Annotated in this window: 17 protein-coding genes; 11 read left to right on the top strand and 6 right to left on the bottom strand. The window is 57.3% G+C overall.

The window, feature by feature from the left end; translation table 11 throughout:
* Positions 1-614: 614 nt before the first annotated feature.
* On the top strand, positions 615-821 hold the full coding sequence (locus QN219_RS32740) for a hypothetical protein (protein ID WP_284004582.1): 207 nt from the start codon (positions 615-617) through the stop codon (positions 819-821).
* A gap of 207 nt (positions 822-1,028) precedes the next feature.
* On the opposite strand, the gene QN219_RS32735 is transcribed toward QN219_RS32740, so the two are convergent.
* From QN219_RS32735 to QN219_RS32720, 4 genes are all read right to left on the bottom strand, one after another.
* A complete protein-coding gene (locus tag QN219_RS32735; protein WP_284004580.1) occupies positions 1,029-1,967 on the bottom strand; it encodes a GDP-L-fucose synthase in 939 nt (312 codons plus the stop codon).
* 14 nt (positions 1,968-1,981) lie between these two features.
* Complete coding sequence (gene gmd, locus QN219_RS32730) at positions 1,982-3,037, bottom strand: GDP-mannose 4,6-dehydratase (protein ID WP_283979301.1); 1,056 nt, start codon at positions 3,035-3,037, stop codon at positions 1,982-1,984.
* A 211-nt stretch (positions 3,038-3,248) separates the two neighbouring features.
* Positions 3,249-4,259, bottom strand: a complete 1,011-nt coding sequence (locus QN219_RS32725; RefSeq protein WP_284004588.1) for a nodulation protein NodZ — start codon at positions 4,257-4,259, stop codon at positions 3,249-3,251.
* Positions 4,260-4,840: 581 nt separating this feature from the next.
* On the bottom strand, positions 4,841-6,262 hold the full coding sequence (locus tag QN219_RS32720) for a phosphomannomutase (protein WP_284004577.1): 1,422 nt from the start codon (positions 6,260-6,262) through the stop codon (positions 4,841-4,843).
* Positions 6,263-6,415: 153 nt separating this feature from the next.
* Here QN219_RS32720 and QN219_RS32715 point away from each other — a divergent pair, with 153 nt between their 5' ends.
* The 7 genes from QN219_RS32715 (at position 6,416) to QN219_RS32685 (ending at position 13,500) form a co-directional block, all read left to right on the top strand.
* Positions 6,416-7,843, top strand: a complete 1,428-nt coding sequence (locus QN219_RS32715; RefSeq protein ID WP_284004585.1) for a mannose-1-phosphate guanylyltransferase/mannose-6-phosphate isomerase — start codon at positions 6,416-6,418, stop codon at positions 7,841-7,843.
* Between the two features lie 600 nt (positions 7,844-8,443).
* Complete coding sequence (locus tag QN219_RS32710; protein WP_309486656.1) at positions 8,444-9,028, top strand: NodA family N-acyltransferase; 585 nt, start codon at positions 8,444-8,446, stop codon at positions 9,026-9,028.
* Entirely contained in the window at positions 9,025-9,684 is a 660-nt protein-coding gene (nodB, locus tag QN219_RS32705) for a chitooligosaccharide deacetylase NodB (RefSeq protein ID WP_283979298.1), read from the top strand. Before QN219_RS32710 ends, nodB begins: the two co-directional genes overlap by 4 nt.
* A gap of 14 nt (positions 9,685-9,698) precedes the next feature.
* Positions 9,699-10,979, top strand: a complete 1,281-nt coding sequence (nodC, locus tag QN219_RS32700; RefSeq protein WP_284004575.1) for a chitooligosaccharide synthase NodC — start codon at positions 9,699-9,701, stop codon at positions 10,977-10,979.
* Between the two features lie 39 nt (positions 10,980-11,018).
* Entirely contained in the window at positions 11,019-12,047 is a 1,029-nt protein-coding gene (gene nodI, locus QN219_RS32695) for a nodulation factor ABC transporter ATP-binding protein NodI (protein ID WP_283979296.1), read from the top strand.
* Between the two features lie 4 nt (positions 12,048-12,051).
* Positions 12,052-12,834 (top strand): ABC transporter permease, encoded by a 783-nt coding sequence (locus QN219_RS32690; RefSeq protein WP_283979295.1) that lies wholly within the window; start codon positions 12,052-12,054, stop codon positions 12,832-12,834.
* Positions 12,835-12,993: 159 nt separating this feature from the next.
* The gene (locus QN219_RS32685) at positions 12,994-13,500 is read left to right on the top strand and encodes a transposase (RefSeq protein WP_284004584.1); all 507 of its coding nucleotides are present in this window, start codon (positions 12,994-12,996) and stop codon (positions 13,498-13,500) included.
* A gap of 64 nt (positions 13,501-13,564) precedes the next feature.
* Here QN219_RS32685 and QN219_RS32680 read toward each other — a convergent pair whose 3' ends face one another.
* Together QN219_RS32680 and QN219_RS32675 are read right to left on the bottom strand one after the other, a co-directional pair.
* Positions 13,565-14,773 carry a beta-ketoacyl-[acyl-carrier-protein] synthase family protein gene (locus tag QN219_RS32680; protein ID WP_283979294.1) on the bottom strand — a complete coding sequence of 403 codons (1,209 nt, stop codon included), beginning with the start codon at positions 14,771-14,773 and terminating at the stop codon, positions 13,565-13,567.
* Entirely contained in the window at positions 14,774-15,055 is a 282-nt protein-coding gene (locus tag QN219_RS32675) for an acyl carrier protein (protein WP_283979293.1), read from the bottom strand.
* Between the two features lie 333 nt (positions 15,056-15,388).
* Between QN219_RS32675 and QN219_RS32670 the strand changes: the two genes are divergently transcribed.
* From QN219_RS32670 to QN219_RS32660, 3 genes are all read left to right on the top strand, one after another.
* On the top strand, positions 15,389-16,315 hold the full coding sequence (locus tag QN219_RS32670) for a LysR family transcriptional regulator (RefSeq protein ID WP_284004574.1): 927 nt from the start codon (positions 15,389-15,391) through the stop codon (positions 16,313-16,315).
* A 307-nt stretch (positions 16,316-16,622) separates the two neighbouring features.
* Complete coding sequence (locus QN219_RS32665) at positions 16,623-17,726, top strand: IS5 family transposase (RefSeq protein ID WP_284004572.1); 1,104 nt, start codon at positions 16,623-16,625, stop codon at positions 17,724-17,726.
* Positions 17,723-18,067, top strand: coding sequence for a hypothetical protein (locus QN219_RS32660; RefSeq protein ID WP_284004569.1), 345 nt, complete (start codon positions 17,723-17,725; stop codon positions 18,065-18,067). The genes QN219_RS32665 and QN219_RS32660 overlap by 4 nt, the downstream gene beginning before the upstream one ends.
* The last annotated feature ends 95 nt before the right edge of the window (positions 18,068-18,162 follow it).

Below are 18,162 nucleotides of genomic sequence, written 5' to 3'. Positions count from 1 at the left end.
AGCGGCCGCTCATGATCGCGTGAAATACCTGCTCACGATCAGATGAAATGAGCGCTCACCATCGCGTGAAATGGCTGCTCACAATCAGCGAAATGCGCATTCCACTCTCCATCGTAGCGCGCGCGTTGCGCAGAATCAGACGGCGGCCAGTAGCCTATTTGTCAGCAGTGGATATCTGGAGAGCTGATACATCTGGCGCTTGATTATACTGGGCCGGTTACTCTGTCCCTCGACCGAGGCTCGCACTCCAGTGTGGGATGATCTGCGGATTCCGACGATCGCGCGCATGCATTCCAACCTGATGCCGCGCACCATTCCAATTTGATCGCGGGCCGCGCGTCCGACATTCCTTTGGCCAGGGTATTTTCCACGGTTTTGGGGTCCGGCCTTTCAGGTCTGTGTTTCGGCCGATTGGCGCAGACGGCGCATGGACTCGCCGCTCATTTCAAGCCTGTGGGCGTTGTGAACGAGCCGACCCAACATGCAGAACCTGACCCATAGCGCCTTTGATTCGGAACACAAGGATCCCATCAAAGGTCCCATGACGGTGGTGGATAGCGACCTGTGCTCTGGCAGAGTGGGGTTGCTGACCAACAACTCTGTGGAGGCCAATCATGCATGTTGTAGCCGATCGTTCTACGGCGCCTGCCGCTATCCGCACCGATCTTGGCGCGATCTTCGTCTCTTTGGAACTCAAGCTGCGCTTAGTTCGACCGTTCGACCTTTACCGCCCGAGCGTGGCGTTCCGCGAGCGGTCCGCATCCCTCGTCGGCCCCGGCCGTGGGTCGTCCATTTCCGCGTCGCGCGAAAGCACCTTTTAGAGTGGTCTACGCGGCCGCGGAACATCGGCGCGAAATGCGAAGCGGCGCGAATGGCCGCTCGCCGGCAGCGATCAGTGTCAAGTGCTCGTGAACGATTGCACTCCTCATGGTGGAAGCCGAGGGGATCAACCTCGCGGCGATTCGTTGTGGACGGGGTGAACTCGAAGGCGGTGGGTCTCCCTGGGGGAGGGGAATCCAGCCCGAAGTCTAACTGTCCGCCACATTCCTGATAAACCATTCGTAGGATTTGGCAACTCCAACCTCGATGGAGGTTTTAGGGCGCCACCCCATCGATAGTAGTTTTTCGCTGGACAAAAGTTTTCGCGGCGTTCCATCCGGCTTGGATATATCAAGTTCTATATCACCTTTAAAGCCAACAACGTCGCAGACGAGGCGTGCAAGCTCGCGAATAGTTATGTCGGTGCCAAAACCTATGTTAATGTGTTCCATTTCGGAGTAATGCTTAAGCAGGAAAATCAAGGCATCGGCACAATCTTCGCTGTACAAGAACTCCCGACGAGGCGTTCCGCTCCCCCATACACACAACCGATCGAGGTTTTTAATCTTTGCATCGTGTGCTTTGCGTATCAATGCCGGCACAACATGACCTGAGGTAAGATCAAAGTTATCGCGAGGGCCATAGAGGTTCGTTGGCATGGCCGAGATGAAGTCTGCGCGATGTTGCTTGCGGTAGGCCTGACATAACTTAATACCAGCGATCTTTGCGATTGCGTACCATTCGTTGGTCGGCTCAAGTGGACCAGTCAGGAGCGCGTCTTCTTTGATGGGTTGCGAAGCGTACTTCGGATAGATGCAACTCGATCCCAGGAAAATAAGCTTTTCGACGCCATTTCGAAACGAGGCGTCGATAACATTGGCCTCCATCACCAGGTTCTGATAGATGAAGTCGGCGGGCATAGTGTCATTTGCCAGGATGCCGCCAACCTTCGCTGCGGCCATTACGACGGTGTGCGGCTTTTCTTTTGACAGAAATTGCTGAACTGCCTCTTGCCGCGTGAGATCAAGGTTTTGTCTATCCGCAACGATGACGTCGCAATCTTCTGAGGCGAGCGACTGGGTTATGGCGCTGCCGACCATACCTCCGTGTCCTGCGACCCAAACTCGTTTCCCGCTTAGCGAATACATCGGATTCAAGTCTCTTACTGTAACGCGTCTCTCATTAACTTCAGATCTTCCCTGACCATTTCGCGGGCAAGCTCCCTCACACTTGTCTCGTGTCTCCAGCCCAGGACCTGCTTCGCCTTTGTGGGATCGCCTAAGAGCAGATCTACCTCCGTCGGTCTGAAATGACGCGGATCTACCGCCACGATGCATTTGCCTGTGACGACATCAATACCCCTTTCTTCGATGCCTTCTCCCAGCCATTCAATCGTCTTTCCGGCTTCCTCAAATGCCCATTCTACAAACGTGCGGACCGATGTGGTCACCCCCGTAGCCAGGACATAGTCGTCTGGCTTATCCTGCTGACACATCATCCACATGCCGCGCACATACTCACGAGCATGACCCCAATCACGTTGAGCATCAAGATTTCCCAGATAAAGCACTTCCTGTTTACCGAGGCTGATGGCTGCCGCGGCCCGCGTAATCTTGCGCGTGACGAATGTTTCACCTCGAAGCGGGCTTTCGTGATTGAAAAGAATACCGTTGGATGCGTGAATGCCGTAAGCCTCTCTATAGTTCACGACAATCCAGTACGCGTAGAGCTTAGCGGCAGCGTAAGGTGAACGCGGGTAGAACGGTGTGTTCTCGTTTTGAGGGACCTGTTGAACCAAACCATACAACTCTGAAGTTGATGCCTGATAAAACCGCGTCCGATTTGTCAGCCCAAGAATTCGGATGGCTTCCAGCATGCGCAATGTACCAAGCGCATCAGCGCTTGCGGTGTATTCAGGGGTCTCGAAGCTTACCTGGACATGGCTCTGCGCGGCAAGATTGTAGATTTCATCCGGTTGGGCTTGCTGAACAATGCGCAGTAGATTGGTCGCATCTGTCATATCTCCATAGTGGAGAAAAAATCTGGCTTCAGGATCGTGGGGATCCCGATAGATGTGCTCTATTCGTTGGGTGTTGAATGACGACGAACGACGCTTTATGCCGTGAACTATATAGCCTTTGTCCAACAGCAGTTCCGCGAGGTATGCCCCATCCTGTCCCGTGATGCCCGTTATCAAAGCTATTTTCCGATCTGCCACTTTTGAAATCTCCAATGAGTTTGCTTGGGGCGAGGGGTTTGCGTCACTACCCTGGTTCTAGAGAGAGATAATCGCTCCTTGGCGCAGACCAGACAGTGCCAGCGGTACGCTATCCGTAATACGAGTGCTGCCGAACTGTCGCGCCTTAGTGCATTTTAGACGGCAGCAGCTCGACATATGGCCCGCATCTCGTGGAGCGTGATTAACGTCGCTATGCCTGTTCGCTGCATTTGCTGAATCGCCATGGCGGGTCTTGGCTAAGACGGGAGATTTGACCGCTTTCTATCAAAGTCAAACGACTTGGATCCTTCAGATCGAACTCAATTACCCGTGGTACGAAAAGGCGTGCATAACGTGTAAAGGCGCTTGTCGGGGGAAAACGAATGACGGTGTCGCAGCGCCCGAGAAGATACATCTCAACGAGGGCGGAAATTCCGCCGTCAACTCCAAGTCCTGCAGTATGTAAAGGGCCTGCCTGATCGGCTCGGAAACGCTTGGGGACGGTGAGAAGATCGGGAAACCTAGCCGACACCTGATCTAAGACCTGCTCGCTGTCGGTACACAAGAACACCCGCACAGGCCTTGGGTGCGGTAACGCTTTAGCCTCATCAATCGCACTGCACACTTGGCGAACGGCGAGCTCCGGATCGCCCCAGTAGGGTGCATGGTCCATGACGTCTTCACCGTTACCATGCCGAACATGAACCCCGATAATGCTGTGCCCCTCAAAACGCTCCTGATAGATGGCGTCTATGCGTGTTTGAATTTCGGGCCGGGGCTCGACACTCTGGAACACCTGCCGCTCGGCATCCTCATCGCAACGCCACATCAAACAGGCGTCACACACAACCGTGTTCGCTTCGACATCGTGCTCGGCCTGAAAGAGCTCGCCTAACTCGTCGCGCTCTTGGAAAATCTGCTCATCTGGACGGTAAACGCAGTCGATCGATGGCCTATTCCACCACCCTGGGAAGAACGGTCCAGGGAAGGAAAAATCGTTGATCCGGTCGTCGCAAATGACCGGTACGCCAGCGATGTCTTTGATCGGTTGGAAGAACATCGGAAAGGCATTTGTGAAGGGTTGATCGAGATAGCAGGATCCACGCCAGTCGACGGCTAGCGTTCGTCCCGACCGCTGAGCGTAGCGCCAAGCGGCCGCCAGCGACCACAGACAATCACCGAAACCCGTACGCCTCCGAGAGACGACAAACCGGCGCTTCATCAATCCACTAGCCTGCATTTTTGGTAGTCTCGTTTCAGATACAAGGACACGAGGTTGCATCTGGTGTGGGATCCCTGTTCGATCACTCGTCGACCGCGACGCCCGACAATTTGGTGCAGTCCCCGTGGCACTGCGACGTGGAGCAGCAGAGCTCCCTCAGCGCTGCCCACCCTTATCTCTGCGCCGCTCGCAAATCTTGACGCCGATGCATTCGCTTCGGGTCATATTCAGCGTTTTCTAATGGGCCCCGGCAGCATGTGTAAAATTGATTGTTTGGATAGCAAACATCCATGGCGTGGATACGTGGAGACGTGCGATGACGACGGGCGTTGGGTGGGGTGGGGCGAGCCGCGCGCCTGCTCAGGTGGGGCAATTGGACCGAAGGAAGAGAGCTATTGCCATCTCCTGTAGAGCGCGAGCAAGCGACAGCGTCTTCCAGCTCTACAAGTCGCGGCATCGGGATCATGGGCGATTGCGCTGCGACGGCAGGCATAGCACTGATAACTCGAGGGCGGGACGACCAAAGCCGAAACAGCCGCCTAGCGCTCGAGGCAGTCAACCAAGTCTACGCCAGCACTTTTTCAAATCCAATTTTTAAGCACCGCCAATCCTTCGGAGAGCAGGTGTTCGGCGGTATCTCGGTCGTCCGCTTCAACGTAACAACGCACTTCGGGCGCGTTTCCTGAAGGACGGATGTGCAGGATCCGGCCGCCCTCGAATGTGAGGCGCAGACCATCCACGTCATTCATGGCCATCACGCGTCCGATCTTATCGAATCGATAAGACAGGGCGCCCTCCGACGCTTTCAAGTGCGCCAACAGGGCGCAGCTCCTGTCGACCGGATAGTTTTCGATCCGGCTGGACTGAGCGACTGGCAGGCGATGCTGTGTGACGAGGGCCGAGAGAGGAATTTTGGCGTCTGCGGCCATGTGGAGTGTGGCAATAATGGGCAGCATGCAGTCCCGGGTAGGCAAGGCGGGAAGCGAGGCACTCCCAACCGAGAAGTCCGACCCTAGCATGACGCCTCCGTTGGCCTCGAAACCCATCACCCCCTGCCTTCCGCCTTCAACCGCCTCGCTCATGGCAGCAATGACGTAAGGCGACCCAACCCGTGTACGCACCACCTCGACGCCGCTCGCCGCCTCGATTCCGGAATTGCTAGTTATAGGCGTAGCGATAAACTTGGCCCTCAGGAGCTTTGCCGAAATGAGGCCGAGCAGATCACCACGCAATGGTGTCCCAGTTTCGTCCGCCACAAGGGGCCGGTCGCCATCTCCGTCGGTCGACACAATGGCGTCAAACGCGTACTCTTTCGCCCAGCTCGCGAGCTTCTCGCATGTCGCCTCGGATAATGCTTCCGTATCGACAGGGACGAAAAACTCGGATCGGCCGATCGGTACAACATTTGCGCCATGGCTCTCCAAGATCGCAATCAAAATGTCGCGTGCAACGCTGCTGTGCTGATATACGCCGACCTTTAGCCCCTTAAGGTCTATTTCTGGAAGCAGGGCCTCGTAACGTTTGATAAAGAGGCCAGTTGCTTCGGCGGAGTGATCGATGCCGTGGCCGTGCTCAACCCTTGATGCATCGGCGTCGACTGCAAGCTGCTCCGCCAGCGCCGTGATCGCCTGCTCATCAGCCTTGTCGATCTCGCCGTTTGGCCCATAGAACTTGATGCCGTTTCGATCGGCCGGGATATGCGACCCCGTCACCATGAGTGATCCGGCACCGAGTTTAAGGCCATACAAAGCAAGTGCTGGTGTAGGCAGCGCTCCGCAGTCAATCGGCACCATTCCTGCCCGGGCGAGCGCTCCCATGCAGGTAGCGGCGATCTCGGGACTTGATGGGCGAAAGTCGCGGCCTATCAATACGATTGCTCCTCGGCCGGCCTGCCCCCGTTGGAGGAGCATCTTCGAAAAGGCTGTAGCGTAGAGCGCCGAAACGCTTCCGACGAGATCGGTTGCCAGTCCGCGCAGACCACTAGTGCCGAATTTCGGCTTCATTGTTTTCCCCATCACTACCCAGTGTTCAGGAGCCGCTCATCGCAACGTTAACAAACAAAGAGGACGAGTCGAACACGAATCGAACAAGTGTTATTGCGTCACGCGTCCTAAATGGCTATGAAGCGTCAGCTGAACTATTCAAAAAGCAATTCCATGCTTCCAAAGATTATCCCGGCTATCATGGCAGGGGGTAGGGGCACAAGGCTCTGGCCATTGTCCCGCGCAACTGCCGCAAAACAGTTTCTCAAGCTGGTAGGCGAGGAAACGCTGTTTCAAGCGACGCTTGAACGCGTGTCTGATTCCGCAATATATGGAGCACCACTCGTCATCACCAATGAGGACTACCGGTTTTTGGTGGCCGAACAGGCACGTCAGCGGGGGGTCACGCTTTCCAGAATCGTCCTTGAGCCGGTGCCACGTAACACGGCAGCCGCAGTCGCCGTCGCCGCACGAATCGTGGCTGATCGGTTTGGTAGGGACGCGTTTTTGTTTGTGCTGCCATCGGACCACGCCATTACGGTCGACGACGCCTACAAAAGCTGTATCCACTCAGCTTGCCTGACCGCAGCGGACGGCAAGCTCGTGACGTTCGGTATACAACCCACTGGGCCGGCGACGGGCTACGGCTACATTGAATGTGGCATGGACATCGGCAATGGCGCGCATGCGGTCAACCGTTTTGTCGAGAAACCTAGCCGCGAAAAGGCGGCGGCTCTTTTGGAGAGCGGCCACTACTTTTGGAACTCTGGTATGTTCCTCTTCCAGGTAGGTACGGTCATCGCCGAGCTCGAGGAATACGCACCCGACGTGCTGACGGCGGCCCAAAACGCTGTGGATGGCTCAACTGTCGACGCCGACTTCCTACGGCTCGCCTTTGAGGGTTTCAGCAAAGCACCATCCATCTCGATAGACTGTGCACTGATGGAAAAAACCGCGAACGCCGCTGTATTGCCATCGCATTTTTCCTGGTCGGATCTCGGCAGTTGGGATGCTGTTTGGGAGATCGGGGAGCGGAATGTGGACGGTAACGTGATCAAAGGCAATGCGACGGTCTCCAACACGAAGAATTCACTTGTGATGTCGCGTGCCAGCCATCTTGCTGTACAGGGACTCGACGGCGTCGCTGTCATCGCCAGCGAAGACGCCGTCTTCGTGGGCCGATTGGAAGAGGCACATGAGATCGGAAACCTTGTGAAGCGCCTCGCTGGCGACAGGAATACGGCACATCTTACGGAATCGCATCCAACATCGCTGCGGCCATGGGGAGGCTACACCACGATACTCACCGGCGATCGCTTTCAAGTAAGGCGGTTGTTCGTGCACCCGGGTAAAATGCTGTCGCTCCAGAAGCACTTTCATCGCTCGGAGCACTGGATCTGCGTGAAAGGGGTGGCGGAAGTGACAATCGACGACGAGGTAGGGATCCTGCACGAGAACCAGTCGATCTACATCCCAGAGGGGGCGGTACATCGGCTGGGGAATCCGGGCAAGATCATGCTGGAGATAATTGAGATTCAAACCGGTTCCTATTTGGGCGAGGACGACATCGTACGTCTCGTCGACGAATTTGCCGAACGCTGAGCAGCTAACCACATACTCGGGTGCACTGGCTTCGACGAGCCCATTCCGGCGGCGAGGGGAGATGTTGCTCGCCGGTGCGCAAGCCCTTAGAAATAGATTCTCCTGCGGTGCTGCGCCGACCACGCGGGGCGCCTCGGCATTCGTTGGAGGACATTTGTCGGATTCGATTTGGTGGCGAGACGCGGAGTAAATCCGCGACAGGGTCCGCATCCCCGTCGCCCGCGTGTCGGCTGAACTGAGAATTTTCTTCCACTCCTGGCTGATCTGAAGAACTGACCACTCGCGTTGTGCACGAGCAGTAAAGATCGATGAGGCAGCAGTTCCTAAGTCGTCGAGGAGACGAAGCTGCTCTAGCTGAGTCGAGGTAAAGCGCTGCGGCTGCGAAGAGATTCGGATCAAAGCGCTTAAAGAGATCGGCGGTCGGGTGCTGAAGATGCATCACCATGACCGGCGCCAAGTCGCTGATATATTCATGGTATCGATGGAGGTGATCCAAACAATCTATTTTACCAATCCCACGGACAGCTATTAGAAAACGCTGAATTTAACCGAAATCAAATGCATCGGCCGCAAGGTTGCGACGGTGCGAGGAGGACGCACATGCAGGTGCGGTGGAAACTGTGCTGGGAAAGCGAGTTAGAACTCTCCGACCACACGGAGCTTGCTGAGTTTTTTCGAGCGACCTATGGGCCGACGGGCGCCTTTAACGCAAAACCATTTGAAAATGGTCGCAGCTGGGCCGGAGCACGGCCCGAGCTGCGTGTCGTCGGTTACGACTCGCGCGGTGTGGCGGCCCATTTGGGAGTATTACGCCGTTTTATCAAGGTTGGAGAGACTGATTTACTGGTGGGCGAACTAGGACTGTGGGGAGTCCGCCCGGACCTTGAAGGCCTTGGACTCTGTCATTCGATGCGTGTGTTGTACCCAGCGCTTCGGCAGCTCGGCGTTCCATTCCTGTTCGGCACTGTTCGGCACGCACTGTTCAAGCATGTTGACAGGCTCTGCCGAGACGGTCTGGCGACCATCCTTCCGGGCATTCGCATCCGCTCCACCCTCGCAGATGTGTATCTCGACCTGCCCCCGACGCGGCTCGAGGAGCTCCTCGTCGTTGTTTTTCCGATCGGACGTCCAATGGGCGAGTGGCCCTCCGGTACGCTCATTGACAGGAATGGTCCAGAGCTATGAAACAACTGAATTGCAAATGCGAAGTGCCGAGCTTCTCTGCTGACGGCACCGAAGATCGTCGCGTTTACTTGACGTTTGACGACGGCCCGAATCCGCTCTTCACTCCTGAAATCCTGGATCTGCTGGCAGAGCACCGTGTGTCGGCGACTTTCTTCGTCATTGGTGCTTATGCGAAACAGCAACCGGAACTCATCCGACGTATGGTTGCCGAAGGGCACGAGGTCGCTAACCACACGATGACTCATTTGGACCTGTCTACATGCGGTCTCGGTGAAATAGAACGCGAAATACTTGAGGCGAACAGTGCTATCCGAATGGCATGCCCCGGCGCCCCAGTGCGACACATGCGGGCGCCATTTGGAGCCTGGACAGAAGAAGTACTTGCCGTCTCAACCAAGGCTGAAATGGCGCCCGTGCACTGGTCGGTAGACCCTCGAGACTGGTCTCGCCCCGGGGTCGACGCCATTGTCGATTCAGTCCTGGCATCTGTCCGGCCCGGCGCGATTGTACTTCTGCACGACGGGTGCCCTCCCGACGAGTTGAAGCCGGGCAGTCATGCCAGCCTACGCGACCAGACGGTCGAGGCGCTATCTCGTATAATCCCAGCGTTGCATGATGGTGGATTTTCAATCCACTCGCTTGCTCAGCATTATTGAACGGACGGAATCCCATGGATCTGCTCGGTACCACCAGCAGCGTGGCCATTTCTTTATATGCGCTGCTCTCGACTGCTTATAAAGGCATGCAAGCCATTTATGCCTTGCCAACAAACGTCTCATCCGCACCAGCGGGTGCCGCCGCTTCCGACGTGCTGCCGAGCGTGGATGTCATCGTGCCGAGCTACAATGAGGACCCGCGGACGCTTTGTGCTTGCTTGGCCTCCATTGGGGATCAAGATTATATCGGAGAACTGCGGATCTATGTAGTTGATGACGGTTCTGCGAATCGAGATGCCGTCTTATCCGTGCAATCTCATTATGCGCACAATCCGACGTTTCAGTTCATTTTGCTGCCAAAGAATGTCGGAAAGCGTAAGGCGCAGATTGCCGCGATACGGCGTTCATCGGGAGACTTGGTGCTCAATGTCGACTCGGATACGACAATCGCGCCCGACGTCGTCTCCAAACTTGTCCTGAAGATGAAAAATCCCGCGATAGGCGCGGCAATGGGTCAGCTCGCGGCTGGCAATCGGAGCGACACTTGGCTGACGCGGTTGATCGATATGGAGTATTGGCTTGCTTGCAACGAGGAGCGTGCGGCGCAGGCTCGCTTCGGCGCTGTTATGTGTTGCTGCGGCCCCTGTGCCATGTACCGCCGATCCGCGCTCCTTTTGCTGCTCGATCAATACGAGACGCAACTCTTCAGGGGCAAGCCAAGCGACTTCGGCGAGGATCGCCATCTCACGATCCTCATGCTGAAGGCGGGCTTTCAAACGGAGTATGTCCCGGACGCCATCGCGGCCACCGTCGTTCCGAATAGGCTAAAACCGTATCTGCGCCAACAACTGCGCTGGGCAAGAAGCACGTTCCGAGACACCTTGCTTGGGCTGCGTCTACTGTCTGGTCTCGATCGCTATCTGACGCTGGACGTGATCGGACAGAACCTTGGTCCGCTACTTCTCGCCCTCTCGGTGCTGACGGGGCTTGCGCAATTGGCACTGACAGCCACGGTTCCCTGGTCGACAATCCTCATGATTGCATCCATGACCGTGATCCGCTGCAGCGTGGCGGCGCTCCGAGCGGGCCAACTTCGATTTCTCGCGTTCTCGCTGCACACACTCATCAACATCTTTCTCTTACTGCCCTTGAAAGCCTATGCGTTGTGTACATTGAGCAACAGCGATTGGCTGTCGCGCGGATCCGAGGTCAGCGTAGCCGATAGCAATGAGAAACTGAACGCTATTCAAAGCCAGAAATTGGCGGCGTCTCACGGCACTCGAAATGACGGGTGATACTTGCGTTACTCTAGATGGACGAGTTTGAGGCGGGACATGAATTTATTGCGTCAGAAGTCGACCCCGGATGGTCGGTGCCGGTTCGGCACCAATCTGTTCGAGCAGGAGCACAACAGGCATATAGACGCAGAACATTCTCCAGCAGACTGTGTTTCAGCCCCGGCGATTAATCTTGCGGGCGTAAGAAAGTCATATGGCGACAAGTTCGTTGTCGACGGCCTCTCGTTCACTGTTGCGACGGGGGAGTGCTTCGGTCTGCTGGGGCCGAACGGGGCAGGCAAAAGCACAATCGCGCGTATGGTCCTCGGCATGACACCGCCTCACGCGGGCAGCATCGCTGTGCTCGGAGTACCTGTGCCAGCAAGGGCTCGCCTGGCACGCAGCGGCATCGGCGTGGTTCCACAGTTCGATAACCTTGATCTGGAATTCACGGTGCGCGAGAACCTGCAGGTGTTTGGTCGTTACTTCGGAATGAGCACGCGTGAGATCGAAGCAGTCATCCCATCCCTGCTTGACTTCGCGCGCCTCGAGAGCAAAGCGGATTCTCGCGTCGCGGACCTGTCCGGCGGCATGAAGCGGCGCCTGACGCTTGCACGTGCACTCATCAACGACCCACAGCTCCTGATAATGGACGAGCCGACTACTGGTCTCGACCCGCACGCGCGCCACCTGATCTGGGAACGGTTGCGGTCCCTGTTGGCACGCGGCAAGACAATTCTCCTGACGACCCATTTCATGGAAGAGGCAGAGCGGCTATGCGACCGGTTGTGCATCCTTGAAGAAGGGCGCAAGATTGCCGAAGGTCGACCTCATGCGCTGATCGAGGAGCAGATCGGCTGTCAGGTAATTGAGATATACGGTGGCAACCCGCGTGAGCTGAGTACGCTGGTCAGGCCTTATGCTCGGCGCCTGGAGGTGAGCGGAGAGACCCTCTTCTGCTATACGACCGATCCAGATCAGGTACGCGCGCAACTTCGTGAGCGGCCCGGCCTGCGCCTTCTAGAGCGTCCGCCCAATCTTGAGGATGTCTTTTTGCGGCTAACTGGTCGAGAAATGAAGGATTAAACGAATGTGGGAACGTTATGCGACGGCTCTGCCCGCCAATGGGTGGAACTGGATTGCGGTGTGGCGTCGCAATTTTCTGGCGTGGAAGAAGGTTGCACTTGCGTCGATTCTCGGCAGCCTCGCCGATCCAATGATCTACTTCTTTGGACTAGGCACCGGCTTCGGAATAATGGTAGGGCACGTTGAGGGTACATCGTACATCGCTTTTCTGGCAGCGGGCATGGTCGCCGCAAGCGCGATGACTGCGTCGACCTTCGAAACGCTCTATGCGGCTTACGGTCGAATGCGCGGAACCTGGGAAGCAATCCTGTGCACTCAACTTTCCCTTGGCGATATTGTTCTAGGTGAATTAGCGTGGGCAGCCACCAAGGCTCTTGTGACCGGTACAGGAATCACGATTGTTGCTGCGATGCTAGGCTATGCGGAATGGCCGTCCGTTCTCTGTACCTTGCCACTCATCGCGCTTACGGGTTTCGCCTTTGCGAGCTTAGCTATGATTGTCACGGCGCTTGCACCCAGCTACGACTATTTCATATTCTACCAGACCCTTGTCATCACCCCGATGCTGTTCCTGTCCGGCGCGCTCTTCCCGCTCACCCAACTACCCGACTCATTTCAGCAGCTGTCGCGTTTCTTGCCGCTGTCACATTCCATCGATCTCATTCGTCCGGCGCTGCTTGGACGCTCAGTTGAAAGCGTCGGCCTGCACATCGGCGCGCTTTGCATCTACATAGTAATCCCGTTCATCCTGTCGCTGGGCCTGTTTCGTCGGCGGCTGATGCGTTGACCAACCGCTGGCATATCGATGCGGTGTCGTCTGGATAGATTATTCTTGGAGCATTTAGGCTGTAGAGATCTGGCTTGTCAGTGGGCCCGGAAAATCCCCGCGTCAGTTCCACAGTAAGCTGCGGGGTCAAAGCGCCGAGCGGGTCTTCGATGCGCTGACATCCGACCGAGACAATCAGTACCTGATGATCGACAGCACTATCGTCCGCGCCCATCGACAGGCGGCAAGTGGAAAAGGGCGGTCAAGGATCAGGCGCTGGGGCGTTCCAGAGGTGGACTGACCACCAAGATTCATATGCTGGTCGATGCGCTCGGACGTCCCCTGCGCTTCATTGTGACAGCCGGTCAGGTCGGCGACATCACGCAGGCTCCTGCTCTTATTGACGGCCAGGAAGGTCAGGCTGTGCCCGCCGACAAAGCCTATGACAGCAATGCCTTGCGTGCAACGATCGCAAGTAGGGGGCCGAAGCCGTCATTCCCTCAAACCGTTCCCGCAAGATCATCATCCCGCACGACCCGGTCGTCTATCGGCACCGTAAACAATATCGAACGGCATTTCCATTCCATCGCCTCAAGCACTTTCGACGCGTCGCAACGCGTTACTCGCCGAACACTCCACTTTACTGGCGTCATCTATCTCGCTGCGATCCTGATCTGGCTACGATGAATGTCGATCGGTCCTAACTCTAGGCGAGGCCATATCTCAGGTGGCGAGCCCTCCTGGCTTGCTGCTAAAGATGCCTGAATGCCAGAACTGCATTCGTGCCTCCCATACCAAAGGCGTTGCTCAGTGCCACGCGCACCTTACGTTCCCGCGGCACATTGGGGGTGACGTCGAGATCACATTCAGGGTCTGGCTCACGATAATTGACTGTCGGCGGCACGACACCCTCGCGCATCGCCATCACACAGGCAATCATTTCAAGCGCTCCCGCCGCGCCGAGGCAATGCGCGTGCATGGACTTGGTGGAAGAGATGGATATTGAATAGGCATGGTCACCGAAGACGCGCTTGATCGCCGTCGTTTCGGTCTGATCATTGGCTCTGGTCCCAGTGCCGTGCGCGTTTAGGTAGTCCACATCCCCGGCATTCAGCCCGGCATCAGCAAGGCAGGCGCGCATAGCCGCCTCCGGCCCCTCTACAGCAGGTGCGACGATAGCGAACGCATCGGCGGAAAAGCCGACGCCGGCGATCTCGGCAAGTATTACGGCACCGCGCTCTGCCGCATGTTCATAGCTTTCCAGCACGGCCATCCCCGCACCCTCGCCCAGCACCACGCCCTTTCTATCGGCCGAGAAGGGCCGGCAGGTGTCCGGCGCCAGGACACGCAGTGCTTCCCATGACTTCAGCACGCCCCACATGAGCGGCGCTTCGCTGCCGCCGGCAAGCATTACGTCGGCGCGACCGAGCCTGATCTGATCGACCGCCGTAGCGATCGCATGATTTGCTGAGGCACAAGCGGACGTGACGCCCAGGACAGGCCCGCGCAAGCCAAGGTTCATGCTGACCTGACCGGCAGCCGCGCTCGGCATGACTTTAGGTGCGGTAAGGATGGCAGCGCGGCGGGCGCCATTTAGAAGGAGAGCACGGTAGTTTTCTTCGATCGCGCCCCAGCCGCAGATGCCAACGCCCACCGTTGCGCCGAAGCGGTGGGCGTTTCCTTCATCAATGGAGAGTCCGGCCTGTCGCATGGCTTCCCGCGCTGCAATCACCGCGAGCAGGCTGAAGCGGTCCATGGAGATGAGTTGTTTGCGATCGATGTCGTGCTCCGGCAGCGCTGGGATCTCGGCACCGACCATGCCCTTCAATTCATGAAGCTCCGAATGGACGATGGGGCCGATAGCGGAACGACCCTCGCGCATTGCTTTCCAGATGGTGGCAGCGTCGGTGCCGAGTGCGCACAGCCCACCCATTCCGGTGATGACGACGCGTCTGTGCATTCAAACCTCTTCGGCGAGCAAGCGGCGTACGGCTTCCACCACATCGCCGACATTCTGGAGGTTTGACCAGGCCTCGGCGGTGTTCAACTCGATTCTGATGCCGTAGCTCTGTTCGAGGTCCCAGAGAATATCCGCCAGCCCCAACGAATCGACTCCGAGCGAGGTCAGTTCGCTGGCAGCCGTTATCTCGTTGCCGCTTAAGCCGGGAGATACATCGGCGCCGTTCGATGCGACACGGTTTTTGATCATCGCGATAACGTCATCTACGAGTTGATCTGGCATCCTGGTCTCCTATCGTTTGACTTCGACACAGACGCGGCGCGATCCAACGCTTTGCGCGTCTACTTGCCGCCCGCCGAGCGTGCCCCACGTGGGGAGCATCGCCATTAGACGCACAGGTCCTACGTGCGCGTGGCGTCCGGTCCGAAACTTGTGGCGTAATTGCGTTGGTGAACCCTTCGTGCCGGTCATCGACTGTGGTTTTCCTCTACCGTTCTCAATCTCTCTGCGGGCACTTGATTTCGGTTAAATTCAGCGCTTTCTAATAGCATTCGACATCATTGGTAAAATCGATTATGTGGATTACACTCATTCACGCCATGGATGCGACAGGACATGCGATTCAAGGGCCTTGATCTCAATCTGCTCGTTGCGCTCGACGCGCTGATGACCGAGCGCAAGCTTACGGCTGCGGCACGCAGCATCAACCTCAGTCAGCCGGCGATGAGCGCGGCCATCGCCCGGCTACGTACCTATTTTAGCGACGAGCTGTTTACCATGCAGGGCCGCGAACTTATCCCAACACCGCGTGCGGAAGCGCTTGCTCCCGCGGTCCGCGACGCCCTTCTGCAAATTCAGCTCTCCATCATTGCTTGGGAGCCGTTCAGCCCGACACAATCGGAGCGCCGCTTCAGGATCGTCCTTTCCGATTTCATGACACTGGTGTTCTTTGACAAAGTCGTGGGGCGTGTGGCGCGGGAAGCCCCCGCCGTCAGCTTCGAGTTGCTGTCTCTCGATGATGAACCCGATGAACTACTCCGGCGCGGTGACGTCGATTTTCTAATCCTTCCGGAACAGTTCATGTCGAACGGACACCCCAAAGCGAAACTGCTTGTCGAAACACTCGTGTGCGTGGGTTGCCCCACGAACCAACAGCTGTCGCGACAGCTTTCCTTCGAAAAATACATGTCGATGGGGCATATTGCAGTCAAGTTCGGGCGTACGCTGAAGCCAACCATAGAGGAATGGTTATTGCTGGAATACGGTCTCAAAAGGCGAATCGAGGTAGCCGTGCCGGGCTTTAGCATGATTCCGCCGTTGCTACCGGGCACCGACCGTATAGCGACTATGCCGTCACGACTGGTCAAGCATTTCGCAAAGACGATCCCGCTGCAGATCGTGGACCTTCCGGTGCCACTTCCCGCATTCACCATTGCGGTTCAATGGCCGGCCCTTCACAATGGCGATCCGGCAAGTCTCTGGATGCGGCAGATGCTGCTACAGGAGGCCGCCCGAATCGAATCTCGCCCCGAGACTTGTTAGCGCAAAGAGTAGATCGACGCGGTTTCTGGCGAACACTTGGATCTGAGACACTAATCGCACCAGGATCGATCGTTCGCGCCGCTGGCACCTGCCAAGGTCGCGGCGCTCATGAGTTCCGAGCGCGAGCACCCGTCTTTGCCAGCGCTGGGCCCCGCAGACGCCCCCTCGTTCAAGATCTGCTTATGCCCGCGGCTTTACGAGCCGCGCACGGCAGCCCTCGTTGCAGGCTTAGCAGGCTGTTGAAAAAGAAGCTGGCCTAGAGGCTTTAGCCGTGATTCAGTGGCTTCGTGAGTTTCGGAGTTGATGGATGCGCGGCGGCGATGTGAGGACGGGTGAACTCTTCAGCTATGTCGATCTGGAGGATCGGGTTCGTCGTGATCATCCGCTGCGGGCAATCCGGCGGATCGTGAACGACGCGCTCGTTTTGCTGGAACGGGAGTTTGCAGCGCTCTATTCGCCGATCGGGCGGCCGTCGATCGCGCCTGAGAAGCTTCTGCGCGCCATGCTTTTGCAAGCCTTCTATTCGATCCGCTCTGAGCGGCTTTTGATGGAGCGGCTGGAATACGACCTTCTGTTCCGCTGGTTCGTTGGCATTGGCATTGACGATCCCGCTGGGGACCATTCGGTGTTTTCGAAGAACCGCGACCGGTTGCTGGAAGGCGACATCGCCGCGAAGTTCCTCCGTGCGATCCTGGCGCAGCCCAAGGTAAAGCGGCTGCTGTCAACGGACCACTTCTCTGTCGATGGCACGCTGATCGAAGCCTGGGCGTCGATGAAGAGCTTCAAGCCGAAGGACGGCCCAAGGGGCGATTCTGGCGAACCACCGTCGGATGCCGGTGGTCGGAATGTGGAAGCAGACTTTCATGGCGAAAGGCGTTCCAACGAGACGCATGCTTCAACGACCGACCCAGACGCAAGACTTTATAAGAAGGGCAAAGGCAAGGAGGCCAAGCTGTGCTTCATAGGGCATGGGCTGATGGAAAACCGCCATGGCCTGCTGGTCGATGCCTATCTGACAGAGGCCAGCGGATATGCTGAACGGGTAGCGGCGCTGCACATGGTCGAGCCCTTCACTGAGCGGACACAAGCGATCACGCTGGGTGCCGACAAGGCCTATGACACAAAGGACTTCGTCAAAGATTTGCGGTCGATGAAGGTGACGCCCCATGTGGCGCAGAACATCAATGGTCGCCGCTCGGCCATCGACGGGCGCACGACGCGCCATTCCGGCTATGGGGTCAGCTTGCGTATCCGCAAGCGCATCGAGGAGGCGTTCGGCTGGATCAAGACCGTCGCGGGGCAGGACAAGACGAAGTTCCGTGGCCGCGACCGCGTCGGATGGGCCTTCACCTTCGCGGCCGCCGCCTATGATCTGGTGCGGTTACCGAAACTGATAGCGGTGCTGTCATGAGCGCGGCGTCGAATTGCCGCCTGATTGGCTGCTGGCGGATCGTCGAGGCCGATCTGTGGGATCGGGATTATCTCGACCTGGTCGAGCCCGCCAAAATTACCATCGGGGCCAACGGTCATGGCGAGATCGCCTTCGGTGCGATGCAAGCGGGCCTCGATCTCGGTTACAGCACGTCCATGGTCTCCTTCACATGGGCAGGATGCGACGAAATGGATGAAGTCTGGGGTGACGGACATGCCGAATTGCTCGACGATGGCACGATCGAGATCACTTTCGCATACCACAACGGCGACGAGGCCATACTCAAGGCCAAACCGGAGACTTCTTCAACAGCCTGTTAGAGCCCCACAGCGTCCTTCGTGCGTCCTGAAGTGCGGTCGGCGCCGTCGGTGAAGACGTTGCTGGTCAGCAGCTTCCTGCGCGATACCTTGATGAA

Origin of the sequence: Sinorhizobium sp. 8-89 (assembly GCF_030124325.1) — a bacterium.
Lineage (GTDB): Bacteria > Pseudomonadota > Alphaproteobacteria > Rhizobiales > Rhizobiaceae > Sinorhizobium.
The sequence above is the reverse complement of the archived record's forward strand: the minus strand, read 5'-3'. Positions and strand labels throughout refer to the sequence as shown.

What these genes read in the sequence shown, in the direction of transcription:
- QN219_RS32740 (WP_284004582.1), top strand. Translation starts at nt 615, where the DNA reads ATGCATGTTGTAGCCGATCGTTCTACGGCGCCTGCCGCTATCCGCACC.
- QN219_RS32735 (WP_284004580.1), bottom strand. Translation starts at nt 1,967, where the DNA reads ATGTATTCGCTAAGCGGGAAACGAGTTTGGGTCGCAGGACACGGAGGT.
- QN219_RS32725 (WP_284004588.1), bottom strand. Translation starts at nt 4,259, where the DNA reads ATGAAGCGCCGGTTTGTCGTCTCTCGGAGGCGTACGGGTTTCGGTGAT.
- QN219_RS32720 (WP_284004577.1), bottom strand. Translation starts at nt 6,262, where the DNA reads ATGAAGCCGAAATTCGGCACTAGTGGTCTGCGCGGACTGGCAACCGAT.
- QN219_RS32715 (WP_284004585.1), top strand. Translation starts at nt 6,416, where the DNA reads ATGCTTCCAAAGATTATCCCGGCTATCATGGCAGGGGGTAGGGGCACA.
- QN219_RS32710 (WP_309486656.1), top strand. Translation starts at nt 8,444, where the DNA reads ATGCAGGTGCGGTGGAAACTGTGCTGGGAAAGCGAGTTAGAACTCTCC.
- nodB (WP_283979298.1), top strand. Translation starts at nt 9,025, where the DNA reads ATGAAACAACTGAATTGCAAATGCGAAGTGCCGAGCTTCTCTGCTGAC.
- nodC (WP_284004575.1), top strand. Translation starts at nt 9,699, where the DNA reads ATGGATCTGCTCGGTACCACCAGCAGCGTGGCCATTTCTTTATATGCG.
- nodI (WP_283979296.1), top strand. Translation starts at nt 11,019, where the DNA reads ATGAATTTATTGCGTCAGAAGTCGACCCCGGATGGTCGGTGCCGGTTC.
- QN219_RS32690 (WP_283979295.1), top strand. Translation starts at nt 12,052, where the DNA reads ATGTGGGAACGTTATGCGACGGCTCTGCCCGCCAATGGGTGGAACTGG.
- QN219_RS32680 (WP_283979294.1), bottom strand. Translation starts at nt 14,773, where the DNA reads ATGCACAGACGCGTCGTCATCACCGGAATGGGTGGGCTGTGCGCACTC.
- QN219_RS32675 (WP_283979293.1), bottom strand. Translation starts at nt 15,055, where the DNA reads ATGCCAGATCAACTCGTAGATGACGTTATCGCGATGATCAAAAACCGT.
- QN219_RS32670 (WP_284004574.1), top strand. Translation starts at nt 15,389, where the DNA reads ATGCGATTCAAGGGCCTTGATCTCAATCTGCTCGTTGCGCTCGACGCG.
- QN219_RS32665 (WP_284004572.1), top strand. Translation starts at nt 16,623, where the DNA reads ATGCGCGGCGGCGATGTGAGGACGGGTGAACTCTTCAGCTATGTCGAT.
- QN219_RS32660 (WP_284004569.1), top strand. Translation starts at nt 17,723, where the DNA reads ATGAGCGCGGCGTCGAATTGCCGCCTGATTGGCTGCTGGCGGATCGTC.